The sequence below is a fragment of the Alcaligenes faecalis genome (assembly GCF_002443155.1).
GTDB classification, from domain to species: Bacteria; Pseudomonadota; Gammaproteobacteria; order Burkholderiales; family Burkholderiaceae_B; genus Alcaligenes; species Alcaligenes faecalis.
Genome location: NZ_CP023667.1, coordinates 3,077,510 through 3,098,586, shown reverse-complemented (window position 1 = coordinate 3,098,586; position 21,077 = coordinate 3,077,510). Strand labels below are relative to the sequence as shown.

General features: G+C 56.8%; 20 protein-coding genes and 1 pseudogene. 11 read left to right on the top strand and 10 right to left on the bottom strand.

Annotated features, from left to right (window positions below):
- Nucleotides 1-10: 10 nt before the first annotated feature.
- Both CPY64_RS14465 and mpl read right to left on the bottom strand, forming a co-directional pair.
- Nucleotides 11-598 (bottom strand): YqiA/YcfP family alpha/beta fold hydrolase, encoded by a 588-nt coding sequence (locus CPY64_RS14465; RefSeq protein ID WP_042486425.1) that lies wholly within the window; start codon nt 596-598, stop codon nt 11-13.
- Between the two features lie 28 nt (nt 599-626).
- Nucleotides 627-1,991 carry a UDP-N-acetylmuramate:L-alanyl-gamma-D-glutamyl-meso-diaminopimelate ligase gene (gene mpl, locus CPY64_RS14460; protein ID WP_042486422.1) on the bottom strand — a complete coding sequence of 455 codons (1,365 nt, stop codon included), beginning with the start codon at nt 1,989-1,991 and terminating at the stop codon, nt 627-629.
- A 141-nt stretch (nt 1,992-2,132) separates the two neighbouring features.
- Between mpl and CPY64_RS14455 the strand changes: the two genes are divergently transcribed.
- From CPY64_RS14455 to CPY64_RS14420, 8 genes are all read left to right on the top strand, one after another.
- Complete coding sequence (locus CPY64_RS14455; RefSeq protein WP_226791384.1) at nt 2,133-2,597, top strand: TlpA family protein disulfide reductase; 465 nt, start codon at nt 2,133-2,135, stop codon at nt 2,595-2,597.
- Nucleotides 2,598-2,758: 161 nt separating this feature from the next.
- Nucleotides 2,759-3,193: a type II 3-dehydroquinate dehydratase gene (gene aroQ / locus CPY64_RS14450; protein WP_009460608.1), complete on the top strand. Its 435-nt coding sequence runs from the start codon at nt 2,759-2,761 to the stop codon at nt 3,191-3,193.
- Nucleotides 3,194-3,279: 86 nt separating this feature from the next.
- Complete coding sequence (accB, locus tag CPY64_RS14445; RefSeq protein ID WP_009460610.1) at nt 3,280-3,732, top strand: acetyl-CoA carboxylase biotin carboxyl carrier protein; 453 nt, start codon at nt 3,280-3,282, stop codon at nt 3,730-3,732.
- A 4-nt stretch (nt 3,733-3,736) separates the two neighbouring features.
- The gene (accC, locus tag CPY64_RS14440) at nt 3,737-5,086 is read left to right on the top strand and encodes an acetyl-CoA carboxylase biotin carboxylase subunit (protein WP_009460612.1); all 1,350 of its coding nucleotides are present in this window, start codon (nt 3,737-3,739) and stop codon (nt 5,084-5,086) included.
- A 96-nt stretch (nt 5,087-5,182) separates the two neighbouring features.
- Nucleotides 5,183-6,103, top strand: a complete 921-nt coding sequence (gene prmA / locus CPY64_RS14435; RefSeq protein WP_042486416.1) for a 50S ribosomal protein L11 methyltransferase — start codon at nt 5,183-5,185, stop codon at nt 6,101-6,103.
- A gap of 24 nt (nt 6,104-6,127) precedes the next feature.
- Nucleotides 6,128-7,396, top strand: coding sequence for a zinc-ribbon and DUF3426 domain-containing protein (locus CPY64_RS14430; RefSeq protein WP_042486413.1), 1,269 nt, complete (start codon nt 6,128-6,130; stop codon nt 7,394-7,396).
- An 8-nt stretch (nt 7,397-7,404) separates the two neighbouring features.
- The gene (locus CPY64_RS14425; RefSeq protein WP_042486409.1) at nt 7,405-8,346 is read left to right on the top strand and encodes a carbohydrate kinase family protein; all 942 of its coding nucleotides are present in this window, start codon (nt 7,405-7,407) and stop codon (nt 8,344-8,346) included.
- 57 nt (nt 8,347-8,403) lie between these two features.
- Nucleotides 8,404-8,895 (top strand): outer membrane lipoprotein, encoded by a 492-nt coding sequence (locus tag CPY64_RS14420; protein ID WP_042486408.1) that lies wholly within the window; start codon nt 8,404-8,406, stop codon nt 8,893-8,895.
- A gap of 53 nt (nt 8,896-8,948) precedes the next feature.
- Here the strand turns inward: CPY64_RS14420 and CPY64_RS19135 are convergent, their stop codons facing one another.
- From CPY64_RS19135 to CPY64_RS14400, 5 genes and pseudogenes are all read right to left on the bottom strand, one after another.
- Nucleotides 8,949-9,563, bottom strand: coding sequence for a methylated-DNA--[protein]-cysteine S-methyltransferase (locus CPY64_RS19135; protein ID WP_174435196.1), 615 nt, complete (start codon nt 9,561-9,563; stop codon nt 8,949-8,951).
- Nucleotides 9,552-10,193: pseudogene (locus CPY64_RS19125) on the bottom strand (DNA-3-methyladenine glycosylase family protein); the annotation flags it as partial. The gene CPY64_RS19135 and the pseudogene CPY64_RS19125, both read right to left, overlap by 12 nt.
- 138 nt (nt 10,194-10,331) lie before the next feature.
- Entirely contained in the window at nt 10,332-10,895 is a 564-nt protein-coding gene (locus CPY64_RS14410) for a YggT family protein (protein WP_042486404.1), read from the bottom strand.
- Nucleotides 10,896-11,009: 114 nt separating this feature from the next.
- Nucleotides 11,010-11,909 carry a histone H1-like repetitive region-containing protein gene (locus CPY64_RS14405; protein ID WP_080723804.1) on the bottom strand — a complete coding sequence of 300 codons (900 nt, stop codon included), beginning with the start codon at nt 11,907-11,909 and terminating at the stop codon, nt 11,010-11,012.
- Between the two features lie 461 nt (nt 11,910-12,370).
- Nucleotides 12,371-15,829: an indolepyruvate ferredoxin oxidoreductase family protein gene (locus CPY64_RS14400; protein WP_042486401.1), complete on the bottom strand. Its 3,459-nt coding sequence runs from the start codon at nt 15,827-15,829 to the stop codon at nt 12,371-12,373.
- 112 nt (nt 15,830-15,941) lie between these two features.
- Between CPY64_RS14400 and CPY64_RS14395 the strand changes: the two genes are divergently transcribed.
- The 3 genes from CPY64_RS14395 to CPY64_RS14385 all read left to right on the top strand — a co-directional run bounded on the left by CPY64_RS14395 (nt 15,942) and on the right by CPY64_RS14385 (nt 17,634).
- Nucleotides 15,942-16,400, top strand: a complete 459-nt coding sequence (locus tag CPY64_RS14395; protein WP_009460635.1) for an Lrp/AsnC family transcriptional regulator — start codon at nt 15,942-15,944, stop codon at nt 16,398-16,400.
- A gap of 99 nt (nt 16,401-16,499) precedes the next feature.
- Complete coding sequence (locus tag CPY64_RS14390) at nt 16,500-17,009, top strand: hypothetical protein (protein WP_042486398.1); 510 nt, start codon at nt 16,500-16,502, stop codon at nt 17,007-17,009.
- A gap of 76 nt (nt 17,010-17,085) precedes the next feature.
- Nucleotides 17,086-17,634: a YaeQ family protein gene (locus CPY64_RS14385; RefSeq protein WP_042486394.1), complete on the top strand. Its 549-nt coding sequence runs from the start codon at nt 17,086-17,088 to the stop codon at nt 17,632-17,634.
- 169 nt (nt 17,635-17,803) lie between these two features.
- Here the strand turns inward: CPY64_RS14385 and gltX are convergent, their stop codons facing one another.
- The 3 genes from gltX to CPY64_RS14370 all read right to left on the bottom strand — a co-directional run bounded on the left by gltX (nt 17,804) and on the right by CPY64_RS14370 (nt 21,034).
- Nucleotides 17,804-19,213 carry a glutamate--tRNA ligase gene (gltX, locus tag CPY64_RS14380; RefSeq protein ID WP_009460641.1) on the bottom strand — a complete coding sequence of 470 codons (1,410 nt, stop codon included), beginning with the start codon at nt 19,211-19,213 and terminating at the stop codon, nt 17,804-17,806.
- Between the two features lie 103 nt (nt 19,214-19,316).
- Complete coding sequence (locus tag CPY64_RS14375) at nt 19,317-19,958, bottom strand: response regulator transcription factor (protein WP_042486390.1); 642 nt, start codon at nt 19,956-19,958, stop codon at nt 19,317-19,319.
- Nucleotides 19,955-21,034 carry a sensor histidine kinase gene (locus CPY64_RS14370; protein WP_042486387.1) on the bottom strand — a complete coding sequence of 360 codons (1,080 nt, stop codon included), beginning with the start codon at nt 21,032-21,034 and terminating at the stop codon, nt 19,955-19,957. Before CPY64_RS14370 ends, CPY64_RS14375 begins: the two co-directional genes overlap by 4 nt.
- Nucleotides 21,035-21,077 lie beyond the last annotated feature (43 nt).

Sequence of the window (21,077 nt, the reverse complement as noted above, 5' to 3'; positions counted from 1 at the left end):
GTAAAGATAGTTAAGGTTGTTGCAGGGCAAAGCGCAAAATTTCGTTGATCCAGGGATCAAAGTCGGTCAGGCCGTGATCTCCGCCTTCCAGAATGTGACCTTGGCTGCCTTTGTACCAGTCCGCCATCTCGCGCCAGTTCAGGACTTCATCACCTTTGGCGGCCAGCAGGTAAAAGCGCTGGGGATCGCTGGGGCGTGGTACGTGAATGTCGTTCAGTTCATCCACATAGTCGGGCAGGAAGTGAAACGGGTCGGGCGAGTGATAACAGACATGCTCGCCCACCTGCGTAGCCAGATCGCGCCCTGCGTAGACCACCGGGTTAAGCAGCACGGCGCGGCTGTGATAGTGCTGCGCCAGGTGGCTGGCATAGTAACCGCCCAGCGAGGAGCCGATCACACACAATTGATCGGCGCTCATGCCTGCCTGCATTTCCGTGTCCACAATGCGCTTGCACATGGCAATGGCCTGGGCCGGGCTGGCGGGCAATTGCGGGCAGCGCCACAGGTGCAGCAAGCCCCTGTCCTGCATGGTTTGTTTCAGGCGCTGCGCTTTGTAGGACGAAGGCGAGGAACGAAAGCCGTGTAGATAGAGGATCATGGAGGCACCTGCTATATAGAGAAGAGGGTCAGCGTGACAGTTGATCCAGCAGGCGCTGATGAATGCCGCCAAAGCTGCCGTTACTCATCACGACAATGGCATCGCCGGGCTGGCTGGCCTGAACAATGGCCTGAACCATTTTATCCAAATCATTCCACGCTGTGGCGCGATCCCCTAAAGGAGCCAGGACCTTGGCCGCATCCCAACCCAGCGCGTGCTTGCCCTGGGTCTCGCCGTAGCAAAAAACCAGGTCGGCATCTTCCAGCGAACCGGGCAGGCGGGCAGCCATGGCACCCAGCTTCATGGTGTTGGAGCGTGGCTCCAGCACGGCCAGAATTCGGGTGGCTTTACCTGTCTGGCTGCGCAAACCGGCTAGCGTAGTAGCAATGGCGGTAGGGTGATGGGCAAAATCGTCGTAGACGGTAATGTCATTGACCACGCCACGCACTTCCATGCGGCGCTTGATGCCAGCGAATTGGCTCAGTGCCGCGCAAGCCTGTTCAGATTTGACGCCCACATGGTGGGCAGCGGCGATGGCGGCCAGAGCGTTCAGGCGATTGTGTTCGCCGGTCAGTGTCCATTGGACGATGCCTTGGGACTGGCCTTTGAACATCACGTCGAAAGAGGTGGCGCTGATTGCCTTGCTGTCCCAATCTCCGTCGGGGCCAAACTGTTCAACCGGCGTCCAGCATCCACGGGCCAGGGTTTCGTCCAGGCTGGGGGTGTGGGTGGGACGCAGAATCAGCCCGGTGGAGGGGATGGTACGCACCAGATGGTGAAATTGGGTCTGGATGGCGTGCAGATTAGGGAAGATATCAGCGTGATCGTATTCCAGATTGTTCAGGATGGCCGTGCGAGGGCGGTAGTGAACAAACTTGGAGCGCTTGTCGAAAAAGGCGGTGTCGTATTCGTCGGCCTCGATCACAAACAAGGATTGTTCAGGATTGAAGCGTGCCGAGACGCCCAGGCCGGGGGCCACGCCACCGATCAGGAAGTTGGGGGATAGATCGGCCTGTTCCAGGATCCAGCCCAGCATGGAGCTGGTGGAGGTTTTGCCGTGCGTGCCGGCCACCGCCAGAACGTGCTGCTTGTGCAGGATGTTCTCGCCCAGCCATTGCGGTCCGGATGTGTAAGGCAGGCCCTGATCCAGAATCGCTTCCATCAGAGGATTACCGCGCGTAACCACATTGCCCACTATATAGAGATCAGGGGCCAGCCTGGTTTGCTCTGCGCCAAAGCCTTCAATAAGCTCGATGCCTTGTTCTTCCAGCTGCGTGCTCATGGGCGGGTAGACCCCGGCATCGCAACCGGTAACCGTGTGGCCAGCTGAACGGGCAATCAGGGCCAGACCACCCATGAATGTGCCGCAAATTCCTAGTATATGTATGTGCATGACAATCCTCCGGCCTGTATTCTAGACGACTGTTTGATCTGATGCGTGAGCTTTGGTGAGGGCCGGTGCTATCATCCCCAGATGATATTTTTTCAGGTGTGAGCCGGTATGCGTAGGCGTCTTTTTCTGCAGAAATCGCTAGTGTGTGCAAGTCTTTGGGCCCTGCATCCCGCCCCTTGGGCCAGTTTGCTGCCTTCAGACCCTTTCCTGGCGCAAAGCTTCAAGGATCTTCAGGGTGAAGATCGCGCGCTGTCTACTTATATGGGCAAGCCTCTGGTGATCAACTTCTGGGCCACCTGGTGCGCGCCCTGCGTCAAGGAAATGCCGGACCTGCAGGAATTGCACAAACGTTACCCGGACGTGAACTTTGTAGGCATTGCAGTGGACTCGCTGGATAACGTAAACGAGTTTCTGGAGCGCGTGCCCGTCAGTTACGACATTTTGCTGGCCGGTTCAGGTGGCTTGAAACAAATGCGCAGCGTGGGTAATAAAAAGGGCGGTTTGCCCTTTACCGTAGTCTTTGGCAGCAACGGCCGGGTCAGCGAACGCATTTTGGGCCAGATAGATCCCGAAAAGTTGGACGAAGTTATTAAAGCTCAACGCTAACTGGCCGACTTTTTCGCTTAATTTCGTCAAATTACCGGTCTGGTCCACCCCTGTTTAAAACGGGATTGGACCAATGCTAACTGTTTGTAAGCCAAGCAGGTTTATGGACAAATGACGTTATTTAGCGTAAAAAGGCGGTCTGTCTTGACGAAAAATCCGCTATGGCGAAACATGTCCTGGTCCTTAATGGGCCCAACCTCAACCTGCTGGGTACCCGGGAACCCGATGTCTACGGACATCAGACGCTCGACGATATCAACAGTGGTTTACAGGTGCTGGCCGACCAGCATGGCGCGCAGTGTCATTTTTTTCAAAGTAATCACGAAGGCGGGCTCGTCGATCGAATTCATCAAGCCCGTACCGAGGGCGTCGATTTCATCCTGATCAATGCTGGGGCCTATACCCATACCAGCGTGGCGATACGGGATGCACTTGCCGGTGTCGGTATTCCGTTTATTGAAGTTCATCTGTCCAATGTTCACCGTCGTGAGCCGTTCCGTCACCACTCCTATCTCTCTGACATCGCTAGCGGTGTCATTGTTGGTTTGGGGGCCTACGGTTATGAAGCCGCCCTGCGGTTTGCTTTGAATAGTTAGGCGGTTCGTTTCGTTTTTTTGACCAATATTTTTTTAATGCCGTCCTGACCCAGTCAGTGGCTAGTGCGGCGTTGCGGGAAGTACGCATGGATCTTAGAAAACTCAAAACCCTGATCGATCTGGTAGCCGAGTCTGGCATTGCCGAACTGGAAATCACTGAAGGTGATGACAAGGTTCGCATTGTTAAATTTTCGCAAAGCTCGGCAGCTCCCGTTGTCTATGCTCCTGAGGCTCCCGTAGCTCAGGTGGTAGCCCCCGCCGCTGGCGCTCCAGCCGCTGCTCCCGCAGCACCGGCCGTTCCCGAGGGCCACGCCGTCAAGGCTCCTATGGTTGGCACCTTCTACCGTGCTCCCAGCCCAGGCGCTGCTCCTTTTGTGGAAGTGGGCCAAACGGTCAAGGAAGGCGAGCCTTTGTGCATTATTGAAGCCATGAAGCTGCTCAACGAGATCGAAGCCGACAAATCCGGCGTGATCAAGGAAATCCTGGTTGAAAACGGCGGGCCGGTGGAATACGGTCAGACTCTGTTCGTCATCGGTTGATGATATGTTTGAAAAAATCCTAATCGCCAATCGGGGCGAAATTGCCTTGCGTATCCAGCGCGCTTGCCGCGAGATGGGTATCAAGACAGTCGTCGTTTATTCTGAAGCTGATCGTGGTGCCAAGTACGTGCGTCTGGCCGACGAGGCCGTGTGTATTGGCCCCGCCCAAGCCCGTGACAGCTACCTGAGCATGCCTGCCATTATCTCGGCAGCAGAAGTCACCGATGCGGAAGCCATTCACCCTGGCTATGGCTTTATGGCTGAAAACGCGGACTTCGCTGATCGTGTCGAAAAGAGCGGTTTTGTCTTTATCGGCCCACGTCCCGAGAACATCCGCACGATGGGCGATAAGGTCATGGCCAAAAAAGCCATGATCGAGGCCGGTGTGCCTGTGGTTCCCGGTTCGGATGGCGCCTTGCCCGACGATCCCGCAGAAATCGTGCGCATTGCCCGTGAAGTGGGCTACCCGGTCATCATCAAGGCCTCTGGCGGTGGTGGTGGTCGCGGTATGCGCGTGGTCTACACCGAAGCCGCTTTGCTGACGGCCGTTGCCACGACCAAAACCGAAGCCGCCGCTGCGTTCAATAATCCCGAGGTCTACATGGAAAAGTACCTCGAGAATCCACGCCATATCGAAATTCAGGTATTGGCTGATGGTGATCGCAATGCCGTCTGGCTGGGTGAGCGCGACTGCTCCATGCAGCGCCGTCACCAGAAAGTGATTGAAGAAGCACCGGCTCCAGGTATTCCACGGCGCCTGATCGAACGCATCGGCGAGCGTTGTGCTGATGCCTGCCGTCGCATGCGTTACCGCGGTGCTGGTACGTTTGAATTCCTGTACGAAAACGGCGAGTTCTTCTTTATCGAGATGAACACCCGTATTCAGGTCGAGCACACCATCACCGAAATGATCACCGGCATTGATCTGGTCCAGGAACAGATCAAAGTGGCCGCAGGCGAGAAGTTCGTGCTGCGCCAGCGTGACATCGAGTTTGAAGGTCACTCGATCGAGTGCCGTATCAACGCGGAAGATCCATTCAACTTCGTACCAAGCCCAGGCTTGATTACCAAGTGGCACACTCCCGGTGGCCCTGGCGTGCGTATCGACTCGCACGTGTTCACCGGCTACACCGTGCCGCCGTACTACGATTCCATGATTGCCAAGCTGATTACCTACGGTAAGACGCGCGAGCAAGCCATTGCCCGTATGGACATTGCCTTGTCCGAAATGGTGGTGGAAGGGATCAAGACGAACGTGGATCTGCACCGGGAATTGATGCAGGACGCCAGCTTCAAGGCAGGCGGCACCAGCATTCACTACCTGGAACAAAAGCTGGCCCAACGTAGCAAGTAAGGGCAGCAACAGGTCAGGCCACAGGCCTGACCTGACAAGAATGATGACTATGTAAAACAGGGGCGAGCCCCCTGTTTTGCTTTATGGAAACTATGTATGCGTGAACTCTTACTGAGCTGCCAGGAACACGAGGCCGAGCGCTTGTCCGATGCCTTGCTTGAAGCGGGCGCCTTGTCGGTGTCGGTGGAAGATGCCGATGGAGATACCGACCAGGAAAAGCCCCTGTTTGGCGAACCTGGTATCGAACCGGATGTGCTGGCCTGGGACCGAAATCGGGTGGTGGCCTTGCTGCCCGAGGAGCTGGAGCCAGAAGAGTTGTTGCAACCACTTTTTGAAGCCGGTGTGCTGGATCCTGCAAAGGCTCAGTGGAGCGTGCGCGAAGTGCCCGACGAGGATTGGGTTCGTTTGACACAGTCGCAGTTCGGCCCCATTCCGGTGGGCGATCGTATCCTGATTGTGCCCAGCTGGCACAAGGACGACGAGGACCTGCCTGTCGCCCAGGAAGGCGATGACGGTCTGGTTCGCATCGAACTGGACCCCGGCCTGGCCTTCGGTACCGGCAGCCACCCCACGACGCACTTGTGTCTGGACTGGCTGGCGCATCATGTGCAAGCGAGTCAGACGGTACTGGACTACGGTTGCGGCTCCGGCATTTTGGCGATTGCGGCCCGCAAGCTGGGCGCTGGCCATACCGTGGGTGTGGACATTGACGAGCAGGCCGTGATTGCCACGCGCTACAATGCGCAAGTCAATCAGGTCGAGGTTGAAGGCTTGCTGCCCGATGCCATGCCCACCGGGCAAACCGATCTGGTCGTTGCCAATATTCTGGCCAATCCCCTGCGTATGCTGGCCCCCATGCTGGCTAATCGAGTCAAACCGGGCGGGCATCTGATTCTGTCCGGTATTTACGATTGGCAGGCCGAGGAAATGATCGAGGTCTATTCCGCTTACCTGCCCATGTCGGTCTGGCAGGAACGCGATGGCTGGGTGTGTTTGGCTGGTCAACGCCCGTTATAAGACGGCAGAACTTAAGGTGAGTTCATGGAGCTAAAGACTCGCTGCCCCCGTTGTGGGACATCGTTTGCAGCCAGTGTAGAAACGCTGCAACGTCGTCGGGGCTATATACGCTGCATTCAATGTGCGCATATCTTCGATGGCTTTGAAGAAGTCATTGATGAGCAAGCCCCTGAGCCTTCCTATCACTCTCACGCCGCGCCGGCTCAAACCGAGCCGCGCTTGACACCCGAGCCATCTGCTTCGCCACGGCAGGAACAGGTGGAGACGGTGGATCTGCAAGCCCCCATACCGGGCCCACGTTTTGTGGAGCATTCCCGTCACGCTCCGCCGCGTGATGAAGGCACGGCTCACGAATCCTTGCAGGTACGCAAATTCCCCGACTCCATCCTGGCTCAAGCACCTGTCACTCCGGCGGAGCCTTCTGGTGTAAGCGCAGAGCCCTTTTTCCGTTCGGCAGAGCCGCCGGTTACCTCGGTAGAACACTCGATCCGCTCTGCGGAACCCTCTGTCATTCGCGCTCGCTCCAGACATGAGCCTTTGCCGCAGGATGATCAGGACACCTCGTTTTTTGTATCGGCTGGTCCTTCTTCTGAACCGGACGGTGATCATCATATTGGCCAGGCCTCCTGGTCGGCAGCCGAGCCCGAGTTCAGTGTGGGGGACCGTGCCAGCGCCTTGCGCGCTTCTTACCCCTCGCGTCAGGCTGATGGCACTCATGACGATGATGGCGAGCATTTCCAGCAGGACTGGGTCATCGATCCCAACCCTGCCTTGCAACGCGAAACGCGTTACGAGGGCGAGGCCAGCTTTGGCCAGCGCGTAGGTTCCTTGATCTGGACCAGTTTGTGCATAGTGGGCGCGGTGCTGTTCATTTTGCAGCTGATGTACGTGTATCGCGTGCAGATTGTCAGCCAGATCCCTATGCTGCGCCCGGTATTCGAGAGTACGTGCCAGACCTTGTCGTGCAAGGTTCCCTACGAGCGTCGTCTCGACCAGATTCGCGTGCAGGCTTCGGCCTTGCATAAAGCGCCGAATCAGCCCGGACAGTCCACCTTGGGCTTTACGCTGCGCAACGAGTTTGAGCGGCCCCAGGAGTGGCCTACGCTGGTCCTGGATTTGAAAGATTTTTCCGGAGCCTTGATCGCCCGGCGCAATATCACGCCCGATCAGTATCTGGCCCCCGAGCGACGCGAGCCCGCGTTTGCAGCGCGCAGTGAAATTATGGTGCGTCTGCCTTTGAATACCGGGCAGCTCCAAGTTAATGGCTACCAGATTAGCCCTTTTTTTCCTTAAGGTAATTTATGACCGAGCGAGTGCTGGTATGTGGTTCGATCGCGTTTGATACGATCGCGGTTTTCGAGGGGTACTTCAAAGATCACATCTTGCCCGATAGCATCAAGACCCTGAGCGTTTCTTTCTTTGTGCCCAGCTTGCGTAAAGAGTGGGGCGGTTGCGCTGGCAATATCTCCTACACGCTGAACATGCTGGGTGGCCAGCCTGTGCCTGTGGGTGCTGTTGGTAGCGACGGTGTGGATTATGTGCAGCGCCTGCAGAACCTGGGCATTGATACCAGCATGGTGCGTGTGATGCCCGAGATGTTCACCCCTCAGTGCTTCATCACCACAGACCTGGCCGCCAGCCAGATCACCTCTTTTCACCCTGGCGCCATGGTCAGTTCGGCCCAGATTGATTTGTCCGGTCAGGAGGCGGCCTGGGGCATTGTGGCTCCGGACTCCAAAGACGGCATGTTTGCCCATGCCCGCCGCCTGCATGCGCAAGGCACGCCCTTCATTTTCGACCTGGGCCAGGCCATGCCTTTGTTCGCTGGCGAGGACCTGCTGGAGATGCTGGAACTGTGTCAAGTTCTTACGGCTAACGAATACGAAGCCGAAGTTATTGAACAGCGTACTTCCAAGAGCATGGCCGAGATTGCCCAGGGCCTGCAAGCGGCTGTCGTGACGCGTGGAGAGCATGGCAGCACGCTTTACCACAACGGTCAGACTTACGAAATTGGCCCGGTGCCCGTGGAAAATGTGGTGGATCCTACCGGCTGCGGCGATGCTCATCGCGCAGGCCTGTTATATGGGCTTACAAAAGGCTGGAGCTGGCAGGAGGCTTGCAGCTTGGGCAACTTGATGGGCAGTATTAAAATCCAGGCTGATGGCCCACAAAATCATGAATTTAAACGGTCAGATATCTCGGCCATGCTAAAACAGCACTATGGGATTGAACGCAGTCTCTAAGATAGCGTCCAACAATTTTTTATGGTTCGGCCAGCTACGTTTTTCGGAGTAAACCGTATGTACGTCTCTTTTTTCGATCGACCCAAAGTACGTCTGCTGGTAGTCGCTAGCCTGGCAGCACCCGTGTTTTTGCTGGCCGGTTGTGCCAATAAATCGGCCTCCAGCGCGGTGTACAGCTACGGTCAGGCTCAGCGCGAACAAATCGTGCGTTTGGGTACCGTTGTTTCGGTGCGCGCCGTCACTATTCAGGAAGATCAGAGCTCCGGCGTGGGCACCGTGGGTGGTGCTGCCCTGGGTGGTGTGGCTGCCAGCAGCATTGGTGGTGGCCGTGGCAGCATTCTGGCCAGTATTGGTGGTGCCATTCTGGGTGGTCTGGTGGGTAATGCCGTTGAAAACCGCATGGGTAAAACCCAGGGTCTGGAAATCACGGTTCAGCTGGATAATGGTGAAACGCGTGTGGTGGCCCAGGAAGCCGACGTTCCTCTGTCCGCAGGTCAGCGTGTACGTATGCTTAGCGGTAACGGCCCAACTCGTGTGGTGCCTTTGTAATCAAGGTCCCAAAGCTTTGTGCATAAAAAAACCCGGCCAATGGCCGGGTTTTTTTATACCTGCTGATAGAACCTGTCTTGGGCGCGCTCGCGCTCCAGCAAGGTTTTCTTGCGCTCCAGTCCCCAACGGTAGCCCGCCAGATCACCACTTTGCCGCAAGACTCGATGGCAGGGAATGGCGATGGCCAGGATATTGCTGGCGCAGGCTCGTGCGACTGCTCGGGCGCCTTTGGGCATGCCCAGGCGCTCGGCAATCTCGGTATAGCTCAGCGTCTGGCCTGCCGGGATATGACGCAAAAACTCCCAGACACGCTGTTGAAAGGCGGTGCCTTGAATGTCCAGAGGCAGGTCCAGACTTTGGGCAGAGTCTTCCACCATGGCAAGCACTTGAACGACCCGTTGCTTGAGAAGAGAGTCCGCACGAATCAGTTCAGCAGCCTTGAAGCGATCCTGCAACTGTTCCTGCAAGACCTGGGCATCATCACCCAAGGAAATCGCACAAATCCCGCGGTCGCTTTCTGCAACCATCAATACTCCTAAGCTGGATTGGGTAATTGCAAAACGAATTGGGCTGTCTGGACCTTGCTGGCGAGGTGTCTTGGCCTGCACGCGTGGACTGCGATGTACAGCGTTTGGAGCAGGGGCGGTTGCGGGTACCTGCTTGGGCATGCGCCACAAATACCAGGAAGCCACGCTGCGATAGGGTGCCCAAGCCTGGCCGATGTCACGCAAGGCGCGGGCTGAGGGGGCTTTGTCCAAGCGCTTCAAATGACGATAGCCCTCACGCACCCCGAAGTCGTCTGCGGGCAGAATATCCTCATGCTCCAGCGTGTACATCATCATCATTTCCACTGTCCAGCGGCCTATGCCGCGTAGTGTGGTCAGCTGCTTGATCAGATCTTCATCAGGCATTTGCAAAGCGGTGGCCTGATCGGGAATGATCCCATCCAGACGTGCCTGCGCCAGCCCCAGAATGCTGTTGGCCTTGGCCCCGGACAAGCCACAGGCGCGCAGGGTTTCATAGGGAGTAGCCAGCACCTCTTCGGGTGTTGGACAGTTGCCGTGCGGATAAATATCAATCAGGCGCTGCAGGATGCGTTCAGCGGCACGAGTATGCAATTGCTGATACACCACCGAGCGGATCAGGGCTTCGTACGGGTCGCGTTCGGGGCGTGGCTGATGGATGCAAGGACCCACGTGGGCGACCAATGCTTGCCAGTCCGGGTCCAGCGCGGCCAGAAACTGTTCGGCCTCGCGGTAGCGGCTGGCGGGGTCCGGTTTTGATGGAAGACGAGTCATGACAGTGGCCTGCTGATGGGTGATGAGGCCAGTATAAAGTCGGTGCAGGGACAAGACACCCTGATTCTTGCTCTTGAATTCGGAGTGAAAAAAAACCTGGGCATGGCCCAGGTTTTTCAAGTTTCCAGCGTGCAGTGCTTAGATTGGTACCAGGCTGAACGCCGTGCGAGTGATGACCATATTGAGCACTTGTGTCAGCAGCAGGACAACCAGCGGCGACAGGTCCAGGCCACCCAGATCCGGCAGGACACGACGTATCGGGTCCAGCAAGGGGGCGGTAATCGAACGCAGCAAGGGCATGCTGGGTGATTGTGGCTGAATCCAGGACAGCAGCGCTTGCAGCAGCACGACCCAGAAGATCAGGCTCAAGGTCCAGCGCAGCACGGTAAAGACGGCGGCCAGCAAGAACATGGGGAAGTTCGAGAGCATGGACACTGAGCCGGTCAGCACCATGGCACTCAGAACCAGGTAGACCAGCGCGCTTAGCCAGGCTGCGACCAAAGAGGTCCAGTCCCAATGATTGCCGCTTTTGATCACGCGCCGCAAAGGCATGACCAGCCAGTCCGTGACCTTGAACATGGCTTGCGAATAAGGGTTGAAAGGATGGATTCTGAGCGCATACACCCAGGCACGCAGTAGCAAAATCGTGCCCAGCAGCGACAGAACAATATGGATTAGGAAGAGGGCGACTTCACTGAACATAGTTGCTTGGTATGAATTGATGGGAGAGGGAATTGTCGCATGCAAGTGCTACAAACCAAAGAGCCACCCTGATCAGGGTGGCTCTTTGGGGAGAAATATGAAAGCAGCGCGCGATTAAGGACGCTTGCCAGTTGGGAAGGGCCAGGAGCCAGCCGGGTTGACGTCTTCGCGGCGAGGTTCAGCAGGCGCTGCCGCCGTTTTGGTCGCTTTGCGAGCCGCTGTTTTATTGCCTGCTTTAGCGGTGGCTTTGGTCGTTGTGCTGGTCTTTGGGGTCTTGGTTTCTGCGGTCACGGATTTAACTTCTTTCTTCTTTGGAGCTACGGGTTTCTTGGCACTGCCAGCAGGACTGGCTTTTTTAGCCGCGGTCTTTACAACTGCCTTGGTGCCGGTTTTGGTGGCAGGTTTCGCTGCCCCTTTGCTGGGTGTGGCTTTTTTGGCCACGGGTTTGCTTGCCTTGGTGCTGGCCGGTTTTTTTGCGGCAGCGGTGGCAGCAGGTTTGGTGGTAGCGGGTTTGGCGCTGGCCGTTTTGGGCGCAGCGGCTTTTTTAGCTACCGTTTTTTTGGCAACCACTTTCTTTGCCACCGTTTTCTTGGCTACCGCTTTTTTAGCGACGGCCTTTTTGGCAACGGCTTTCTTGGCCACAGCCTTTTTAGCGACCGTCTTTTTGGCGGCTGCTTTTTTGGCTACGGTTTTAACGGCGGCTGTCTTGGTTGCGGCGGCTTTGACTGCCGTGGTTTTCGCTGGAGTGGCTTTCTTTACCGCTGCTTTTTTCGCGACTGTTTTCTTGGCAGTTGCGCTAGTCGCAGACTTGGCAGGGGCTTTTACAGCAGCCTTGCTGGTCTTGGTAGCGGTGGTTTTAGCGGGGGACTTGGGGGCAGCGGGTTTGCTGCTGGGACTGGTCTTGGTAGCAGTAGCTTTTACGGGTGCTGCGGCTGCTTTTGCTGGCGTTGCTTTTTTTGGGCTAACGGCTTTTGTGCTTGCTGCTTTTGCTGCGCCTTTCTTGGCTGTTGCCATGATCATGCTCCTTGAGAACAAGTCTTTAGTTTGTCCACACCCATTTGACCTGGCCTGGAAAACTGCAATGGCCTTTTTCAAATGACGCAGGCGTTTAAGGTCGATACCTTATACGCTTAGAAGTCTAACGCAAGCCCCTACACAGTCAAGCATTAATCATGGCTTGGGGCTTATGGATTTAGGAATCGGTGTCTGCTGTCTCAAATAAGTTGCGTTCTCGACACGCGCAATCACACCATTGCTGCATCCAAGTCCCTGATTTTTGACGCATTGCTGGATGGATTGCATGGCGGTTTTCTGCTTTGAATGCTCTGTTTCAAGCATGGAAAAGGCGCTTGAAAACGGTCTTTAATTCGAGGTTGATTGATGCTTTTCAATGTCGCTTCAAATCAAAAAAAAGCCCTGCATAAGCAGGGCTGAAAGGGCAGGTTAATCGTTTCGAAAGCCGCAACGGGCAAGGCTTAGGCGGGAACAGCCTGAATTTCCGGACCTGTGTTTTTCAATTGCTGCGACAGCTCGGCAAAGCGGGCTTCATACTTCTTGGCCGACTCCATTTTCACGGGACCGAAGCCGCGTAATTGTTGAGGCAGTTCGGCCAGTTCCAAAGCGGTGGCGTAGTTGGCTTGGTCCAGATTCTTGCTCAAGTTGTTGAGCAGGTTCTGGTATTCGCGCCAGAAGCGACGCTCCATCCGACGTTCATGGGTGTAGCCAAAGGGATCCAGTACCGTGTTGCGCAGACCTTTGCCTTTCGCCATCCAGCGCAGCAAGGTGGCCGTGCGTGGACCCAAGGTGATCTTGCGTGGGCGGCCGGTAGCCGGATCACGGCGTGCCAGCAAAGGCGGTGCGAAATGAAAGCGCAAGGAGAAGTCACCTTCAAATTGCTGTTCCAGATCCTGGCGGAATGCAGGCGAGCTGAACAGGCGAGCGACTTCGTACTCGTCCTTGTAGGCCATCAGCTTGTACAAGCTGCGTGCGGCTTTTTCAGTCAAGGCAGGGCGCTGACCCGGACGCAGTTTTTGCTCGGCGTCACGCAGTGCATTGATGGTGTTGGTGAAGCGCTGGGCATAAGCGGCGTTCTGGTATTGCTCCAGGCTGCTGGTGCAGCGCTGCATGATTTGCTCCAGTGTTTCGCGACGCTGCAAGGTCACCACTTGAGCGGCCGGAGCCAAGAGGCTGGCCAGTGCTTTTTCATCGTGAGCCAACACGCGACCCAAATGGAAGGCATCCAGGTTGGCCTGAATGGCCACCCCGTTCAGACGGATGGCCTGTTCAACCGCCGCGCTGCTAACGGGCATGGAACCTTGCTGCCAAGCCATACCCATCAAGAGCATATTGGACAGCAGGCTATCGCCGAACAGCAGGGTGGCAGCCTGGTGAGCATTGAACGACCGTACCTGGTTTTCGCCAGCAGTGGTCTTCAGTTGGCTCAGCAAGTGCTGCGCATCCAGAGGGGCATCCGGGTTGCGAGTGAACTCGGCTGTGGGGGCCAAGTATTCGTTGATGATGGCGTGAGTATGACCAGGGCGCAGGCAGGACAGGGCATTGGGGTGAGCGGCTGCCACCACATCGCACAAGATCGCCAGGTCAGCCTGACCGGGGTCAACACGCACGGCCCCCGTGTTCTCCTTATTGGCAGACAGACGAATGTGGCTGATGACGGTGCCGCCTTTTTGCGCCAGACCCGTCATGTCCAGCACCGAGCTGGAACGACCTTCCAGGTGCACAGCCATGGAGAGCACCGCGCCAATGGTAATCACACCCGTACCACCCACACCAGCCACAATCACATTGCAGTCGCGCGCTTGAATGGCGGGTTGTGGCAGCGTGTCCAGCTTGGCCAGCAACTGGGCCTTCATATCGGCCTGACCGTTTTGATCACCACGGCGCAGGGCACCGCCCATCACCGACACAAAGCTGGGGCAGAAACCGTCCACGCAGGAGTAGTCCTTATTACAGCTGGACTGGTCGATCTGGCGCTTGCGGCCTTCGGGCGTTTCAGCAGGCACCAGAGACAGGCAGTTCGATTGCACACCGCAATCCCCACAGCCTTCGCAGACGGCCTTGTTAATAAAGAGGCGGCGGGCAGGGTCGGGGTACTCGTTCTTTTTACGACGACGGCGCTTTTCAGCCGCACAGGTCTGGTCGTGAATCAGAATGGTGACGCCAGGGATCTCGCGCAATTCACGCTGCAAGCGATCCAGCTCGCGACGGTGATGTACATCCACACCGGCAGGCAGGCTGACACCGCGATAGCGCTCAGGCTCATCGGTGGTGATTACCACACGACGCGCACCTTCACCAATGGTTTGCTGGCAAATGCGGGGTACGGAGATCGGGCCGTCAACCGGCTGACCGCCCGTCATGGCAACCGCATCGTTAAACAGAATCTTGTAGGTAATGTTGGCACCCGCGGCAATCGCCTGACGAATCGCCAGATAGCCGGAGTGAAAGTACGTGCCTTCACCCATGTTCTGGAACATGTGGCCCGTTTGGATAAAGGGTGACAGGCCCACCCAGTCCGTGCCTTCGCCACCCATTTGAGTCAGACCACGGGTTTTGCGGTCCATCCAGGTTGCCATGTAGTGACAACCCACACCGGCCATGGCCTGGCTGCCTTCGGGCACTTTGGTGGAGGTATTGTGCGGACAACCCGAACAGAAGTAGGGGCGGCGGGTCAGACCATTGGTGTCAATCGGTGCCAGGTTTTGCACCGTACAGGCAGGCAGCTGCACATGGGCGTGATGACCCAGCCAGCGGCGCAGACCCACGGCCACACGAGCAGGGCTGAGTTGGCCATCGGCAGGGATCAGCACTTCATTCTCGATATCGCGCTTGCCCGACACCGTGGGGCGTTGGGCACGGTTAAAGAGCAGATTCTTTAACTGGTCTTCAATGATCGGGCCCTTTTCTTCAATGACCAGAACGTGGTCCAGGCCTTCAATAAAATCGTTCAGCGATTGCGGGTTAACTGGCCAGCTCAAACCGATCTTCAGATGACGGATAGCGGGCAGGTCCTTCAGGCTGCTGAGCTGTTGCAGCGCATCCAGCGTGTCCAGTGTGGCTTTGCCGGTGGAGACAATACCGATACGCGCATCAGGTGCCGCTTCAAGGATGCGGTCCAGGCTGTATTTATGGGCGAACTCGCGCACGCTATCCAGGCGGGCATCCAGAGTGCCTTCCATGGATGGCGTCAGGAATTTGCTGGGGTCGTAGGGGTGCTTGCCGCCTTGCTTGTCGGCCAAGGCCGGGGCCAGATCATCCAGAGGGGCAATCTCGAAAGAGCGGCCGCTTTCCACGGTTTCGGTAATGGCTTTGAAGGCCACCCAGGAGCCGGAGTACCGCGACAAGGCCCAGGCCCAGATCCCAAAGCGTTCGTATTCTTCAACAGAGCTGGGGTTGACCACCGGGATGCCCCAGGCGATCAGGGATTGTTCGCTGGCATGGGGAATGGACGAGGACGAGGCCACGTGGTCATCACCCACAATCATCAGGACGCCACCGTGCTGGGAGGCGCCGGCAGCGTGACCGTGGTGCAAGGCATCGCCCGCGCGGTCTACACCGGGGCCCTTGCCATACCACATGGAGAACACGCCATCGACAGTACGATCGGCACGCTCGCCCGCTTGCTGGGTGCCCATAATCATGGAAGCAGCCAGGTCTTCATTAATAGCCGGTTGGAAACGGACCTTGGCCTGGTCCAGATGCTTCTGGGCCTTCCACATGATCATGTCCACGCCACCCAGTGGCGAACCACGGTAGCCAGAGACGAAACCGGCGGTGTTCAAACCGTGTTCTTTATCCAGGCGGGCCTGGGTCAGCAACATGCGCACCAGGGCCTGTGTGCCAGTTAAAAAGATGCGTCCTGATTGTGCGGTCAGGTTGTCGCTGAGCTTGTATTGAGTGTCGACGGACTGCGTCATGATGAAACCTCCAGATAGAGATCATGATAGAGAGTCTGCCCTCGCTTTTTTTTGCGTTATAGTTGCGTGTATTCCCTATTCTTTGAAATGTTCATTTCGTAAATATTCAAATATGGATAAAACTGACTTAAAAATCCTGGATGCCTTGCAGCTGGATGGCCGAGCCTCGGCTCAGCAGGTCTCCGAGCAGGTGGGTTTGTCCACCGCGCCCGTCTGGCGGCGCATCAAAAACCTGGAAAAAAACAAGGTTATCCAAGGCTATTATGCGCGCGTGGATCGCCGTCAGGTGGGGCTGCAAAGTTGCATGTTTACCCAGATCAGTCTGGACCGTCACTCGGGTGAGATTGTCGATAACTTCATTCGTGCTGTGCGCGATGCGCCCGAGATTCTGGAATGCCACGCCGTGACCGGCGATGCGGATTTTCTGCTCAAGATCATGGTGCCCAGCGCCGAGTCCTACGACGATTTCCTGCACCGCTTCCTGTTCAATATGCCGGGCGTGCGCCAAACTCGCACCATTGTGGCCATGCGTGAAATCAAGAACGTGACCCGCTTGCCTTTGCCACTTTGAAGCATCTTGTTATGGGGTAATACAAGCGCCTTCAGGTAGAATAATCAGGATTCGCCGGCCTGTGGTGGGTCGGTATGTACGCATGAAGGACGGGGTTTTATGACGAAGGCGAATATCTTGCGACGCACTTCCTGGGTTGCTGTGCTGGCTACCGTGTTTTTAAGCGCCTGCGCGGTCAAGGCGCCGGCTCCCGAGCCAGCTGCACAAGCGGCTGCCAAGCCTGTTCATCCTGCATGTCAGCCTGCTGCAGCTGGAGAACAATTGGCTGGTAACTGGTTAAGCAAACACCGCCAGAAAGGCGTGGTTGGCGAGCTGCGTACCTTGTTCACTTTGCAAGCCGACGGTTCCATGGCCTATACCGAACAGGTCAAGCGTCCTAACAAACCTTCGCAAGGTTTGAACGAAAGCGGTTGCTGGGTACGCAAGGGCAATGATTTGCAAATCAGTACGCAAGAATCCAATGGCGTCACCACCGAGCCTGGCGACCCGATTTACGAAAACCACTACAACATCGTCAGCCTGACAGCCCGCAATCTGGTGCTGCGTGACCAAAGTGGTACCACTTACCGCCTGACCAGAATGTCGCCTGGCTACCGCCTGCCGTTCTGATCACTGCTTGTTTGAATGATTCCTGGCCGTCCTGGGGGCGGCCAGTTTTTTGTCTGTTTCTTTTGCTGGACGCTCCATGGCTCTGCGCGCAACGATTTATAAAGCTGAACTTAATGTGGCCGATAACGACCGGGCCTACTATGGCAGTCATACCTTGACGCTGGCCCGTCACCCCTCCGAGACCGAAGAGCGTCTGATGGTGCGTTTGCTGGCTTACGGTTTGTATGCGCAAGCGGACGAAGCCCTGAGCTTCTCGCGCGGGCTAAGCGACTCGGACGAGCCCGCCCTGTGGGAGCATGATCTGAGCGGCAATCTGCTGCATTGGCTGGAAGTGGGCCTGCCGGACGACAGACGTCTGATCAAGGCCAGTGGCCGTGCCGAAAAAGTGACGGTGCTGGCTTATGGTCGCAACGTATCCGTCTGGTGGAGTGGTATCAAGGACAAGATCAGCCGCGCCCGCAATATACAGGTCTATGCGCTGGATGCCGCCGGGACCGATGCTTTAGCCGCCTTGGCCGAGCGTGGCATGACCATCAATCTGAATGTCCAGGACGGCACGGTCTGGGCCAGTAGCGACAAAGGTGAAGCCACTATCGAAGTCAGCCACCTGAATGCTGCCGCTTGATATGAGCCAGCAGCTCGCTGCGAAATAAAGTGGCCGCTGGCGCAAAGAGCATTGAGGTAGCTCCCTTGAAATCGGCGTATGGTTGCACTCAGGCTTAGCTTCTACGTCAGGGTATCAAACAAAAAGGGCACCTCGAATGAGATGCCCTTCAAGTACCGATCTATAACTCTTACAGCCCAGCCAAACGCCCCAACACCTTATCGCGCCCAACCAAAGCCAGCACAGCATCCACCGCAGGCGTCTGCTTCTGCCCCGTTACAGCCACCCGCAAAGGAATAGCCAACTTGGGCATCTTGACCTCATGATCGGCCAGAACCTGCTTGATCAAAGCAGCCAGATTCTCCGTATTCCACTGCGGCAAACTAATCGCCTTGCTGGCAAAGTCCCGCAGCAAAACACGCGCTTCCGGCGTCAACACCTCGGCCATCAGCTCATCGCTGGCGGGTTCGAAAGGACGGCAGAACAACAAAGCACCTTCAGCCAGCTGATTCAAGGTCTCGGCGCGGTCTTTCAACAAACCCATGATGCCGGGCAAATCCTGACCATCCGTCTTGCCACCCAAAGCCTCAATACGAGGCGCCACACGCTCGGCCAGATCCGCATTGTCGCTGGCCTTGATGTAATGGGCATTTACCCAGTTCAACTTCTTGGGGTCCCACTGCGAAGCCGACTTGCTCAGACTGCGCGTATCAAACCACTCTACCAACTGCTCGCGAGTGAACAGCTCGTCATCACCATGACTCCAGCCCAAACGGGCCAGGTAATTGATCATGGCTTCAGGCAGATAACCGTCCTTGTCGTAATCCATGATGCTGACCGCACCATGACGCTTGGACAGCTTCTCGCCATCAGGACCCAGAATCATGGGCACATGACCGTACTCAGGCAAGGTAGCACCCAAAGCCTGCAAAATCACAATTTGACGTGGCGTGTTGTTCACGTGATCGTCACCGCGGATCACATGAGTGATCGCCATGTCCCAATCGTCCACCACCACGCAGAAGTTGTATGTAGGCGTGCCGTCAGGACGGGCAATGACCAGATCGTCCAGCTCGCTGTTATCAAAGCTGATGCGGCCCTTCACCATATCGTCCCAGCTGGTTGCGCCGGACTGCGGGCTCTTGAAACGAACCACAGGCTTGCGGTCAGCCGGGATGGCAGGCAATTGCTTGCCAGCCTCAGGACGCCAGGTGCCGTCATAACGAGGCTTCAAGCCCTGAACACGCGCCTTCTCGCGCATGGCTTCCACTTCCTCGGGACTGCTGTAGCAGTAATAAGCATGGCCGTCTTTCAGCAACTGGGCGATGACCTCGCGGTAACGATCCATGCGCTGCATCTGGTAGAACGGACCTTCGTCCGCATCCAGGCCCAACCATTGCATGCCATCCAGAATGCCTTGGACGGCCTCGGGGGTGGAGCGCTCCAGATCCGTATCCTCAATACGCAGCACAAAAGTGCCTTGATGATGACGAGCAAAAGCCCAGGAAAACAGTGCAGTGCGTGCGCCGCCCAGGTGCAGATAACCAGTGGGCGAGGGGGCAAAACGGGTACGGATGACGTTGGAAGTAGACGTGCTCATAACTTGTGTGTGGCCTTGACCTTGGGAAGCCCGCATACGGGACCGAATCTGCGTATTTTAACCCAGCACGCCAACTAGGAAAGAACCGCTGCGCAGAAGTGTCCTAATGGCCGCTTTCTGTCTTGAGCTGATCGAACTGACGCACCAGCTCGGCCAGCGAACCGGCCTGCATTTTTTGCATCACGCGTGCGCGTCGCACTTTGACCGTAACTTCCTTCACATCCAGCTCGGCAGCGATCTGCTTGTTCAGCAGGCCTTGTACCACCCGCTCGAACACATCGCGCTCGCCCGCGTTCAGGCTGTCCCAGCGTTGCTGCAAGGTCAGGCGGGTTCTGGCTTCTTCCTTGCGCTGCGCATCAGCGGCCAGAGCCGACTGCACGGCATCAATCAGGGCCTGATCCGCAAACGGTTTAGTCAGAAAATCCCAGGCACCATGCTTGATGGCTTTGACCGCCATATGAATATCGCCGTGGCCTGTAATAAAGATGACCGGCATGTGCAGCCCGCGCGACTCCATCTGCAAATGAAAGTCCGTGCCGCTTTGCTCGGGCATGCGCACATCCAGCACCAGGCAGGCGGGGGCCTCGGATAAAGGGTGTGCCAGAAAGTCCCGCGTGGAAGCAAAACTTAGCGCGTTCAAGCCTACGCTGGCCAGTAAATCGTCCAGGGCAGCGCGAACGGACGGATCATCATCAATGATGTAGACCGTGGGCGTGTTCAGAGAGGAGTCCAGATTTTCTGTCATGGCGCCAAAGGTAAGGTGAAATGAAAGGCAGCACCGCCATCAGGCTGGTCAGTCGCCCAGATATGGCCGTTATTGGCATCAATAATGGTGCGGCTGATGGTCAGACCCAGGCCCAGACCGCTTGCCTTGGTGGTCCAGAAGGTATCAAACAATTGGGACAACTGCGTGCCCGACAGGCCGGGGCCGTTGTCCTTGATGGAAAACAGCACCTTGTTGGCTTGCGGCTTGTCGCCGGGCAAGAGGCTGGTCTCTATGGTGATATGAGCCGCATGATAGTCCGAGGGAGGAGACAGGGCTTCAATGGCATTGAGCAGCAAATTGGCCATCACCTGCTGAACCTGAACCCGGTCGGCAAAGACCGGGGGCAGATCGGACTGCAAGGCCAGACGCAGATCAATATGCTGACGTCGCATCTCGCCACCGGACAGGCTCAGCAGCTCGGTCAAGGCCAGGTTCAGATCAAAAGCGCTGCTGGTCGGTGCTTCGTTACGGGTAATGCTGCGTACCCGGTCCAGGACATCTTTGGCGCGTTGGGCGTCGTACACAATCCGCTGTGCGGCAGCCTGTGCCTTCTCCACATTAGGGGGCGAGGCCTCCAGCCAGCGCTGACAGGCACCCGCGCTGCTGTTGATGGCGGCCAGAGGCTGGCTGACCTCATGGGCAATGGAGGTGCTGAGCTGCCCCAGGGTAGTCAAACGGGACAGGCGCAGCAAATGCTCGCGTGTCTCATGCGCTGCTGCCTGTACGGACTTGAGCTTCAGCCCCAGATACGAGGTGATGGCGATGGCAATAATGCTGATGCCGGTATTGACCAGGCCCACATCGTAGTCGCCCGAGCGGGTCAGGGCGAAACTGATGACAGTCAGCACCATGCTGATGCTGGTCAGGGCAATCACCTGTCGGGCGGACAGGAAGCGAATCGCTATCAGCAGCAGCGGAGTATGAAAGACCGCGGCAGCAATAGCGTAGTTGGTGACCGTATCGGCAATAAAGACCAGTGCCATCAAGATGCAAATGCCGGTCAGGGCCAAGGCTCGGTACGTTTTGCTCGATAGGAAGCGAAGGGGTGGTGTCATATCTGTCGTGTATGGGCCAGGCTGCAGGATCGTGTCTGTAGTG

Excerpts from the sequence above, each read along its gene's own strand:
- CPY64_RS14465 (WP_042486425.1), bottom strand. The coding sequence starts at position 598 with ATGATCCTCTATCTACACGGCTTTCGTTCCTCGCCTTCGTCCTACAAA.
- mpl (WP_042486422.1), bottom strand. The coding sequence starts at position 1,991 with ATGCACATACATATACTAGGAATTTGCGGCACATTCATGGGTGGTCTG.
- aroQ (WP_009460608.1), top strand. The coding sequence starts at position 2,759 with ATGGCGAAACATGTCCTGGTCCTTAATGGGCCCAACCTCAACCTGCTG.
- accB (WP_009460610.1), top strand. The coding sequence starts at position 3,280 with ATGGATCTTAGAAAACTCAAAACCCTGATCGATCTGGTAGCCGAGTCT.
- accC (WP_009460612.1), top strand. The coding sequence starts at position 3,737 with ATGTTTGAAAAAATCCTAATCGCCAATCGGGGCGAAATTGCCTTGCGT.
- prmA (WP_042486416.1), top strand. The coding sequence starts at position 5,183 with ATGCGTGAACTCTTACTGAGCTGCCAGGAACACGAGGCCGAGCGCTTG.
- CPY64_RS14430 (WP_042486413.1), top strand. The coding sequence starts at position 6,128 with ATGGAGCTAAAGACTCGCTGCCCCCGTTGTGGGACATCGTTTGCAGCC.
- CPY64_RS14425 (WP_042486409.1), top strand. The coding sequence starts at position 7,405 with ATGACCGAGCGAGTGCTGGTATGTGGTTCGATCGCGTTTGATACGATC.
- CPY64_RS14420 (WP_042486408.1), top strand. The coding sequence starts at position 8,404 with ATGTACGTCTCTTTTTTCGATCGACCCAAAGTACGTCTGCTGGTAGTC.
- CPY64_RS19135 (WP_174435196.1), bottom strand. The coding sequence starts at position 9,563 with ATGCCCAAGCAGGTACCCGCAACCGCCCCTGCTCCAAACGCTGTACAT.
- CPY64_RS14410 (WP_042486404.1), bottom strand. The coding sequence starts at position 10,895 with ATGTTCAGTGAAGTCGCCCTCTTCCTAATCCATATTGTTCTGTCGCTG.
- CPY64_RS14405 (WP_080723804.1), bottom strand. The coding sequence starts at position 11,909 with ATGGCAACAGCCAAGAAAGGCGCAGCAAAAGCAGCAAGCACAAAAGCC.
- CPY64_RS14400 (WP_042486401.1), bottom strand. The coding sequence starts at position 15,829 with ATGACGCAGTCCGTCGACACTCAATACAAGCTCAGCGACAACCTGACC.
- CPY64_RS14395 (WP_009460635.1), top strand. The coding sequence starts at position 15,942 with ATGGATAAAACTGACTTAAAAATCCTGGATGCCTTGCAGCTGGATGGC.
- CPY64_RS14390 (WP_042486398.1), top strand. The coding sequence starts at position 16,500 with ATGACGAAGGCGAATATCTTGCGACGCACTTCCTGGGTTGCTGTGCTG.
- CPY64_RS14385 (WP_042486394.1), top strand. The coding sequence starts at position 17,086 with ATGGCTCTGCGCGCAACGATTTATAAAGCTGAACTTAATGTGGCCGAT.
- gltX (WP_009460641.1), bottom strand. The coding sequence starts at position 19,213 with ATGAGCACGTCTACTTCCAACGTCATCCGTACCCGTTTTGCCCCCTCG.
- CPY64_RS14375 (WP_042486390.1), bottom strand. The coding sequence starts at position 19,958 with ATGACAGAAAATCTGGACTCCTCTCTGAACACGCCCACGGTCTACATC.
- CPY64_RS14370 (WP_042486387.1), bottom strand. The coding sequence starts at position 21,034 with ATGACACCACCCCTTCGCTTCCTATCGAGCAAAACGTACCGAGCCTTG.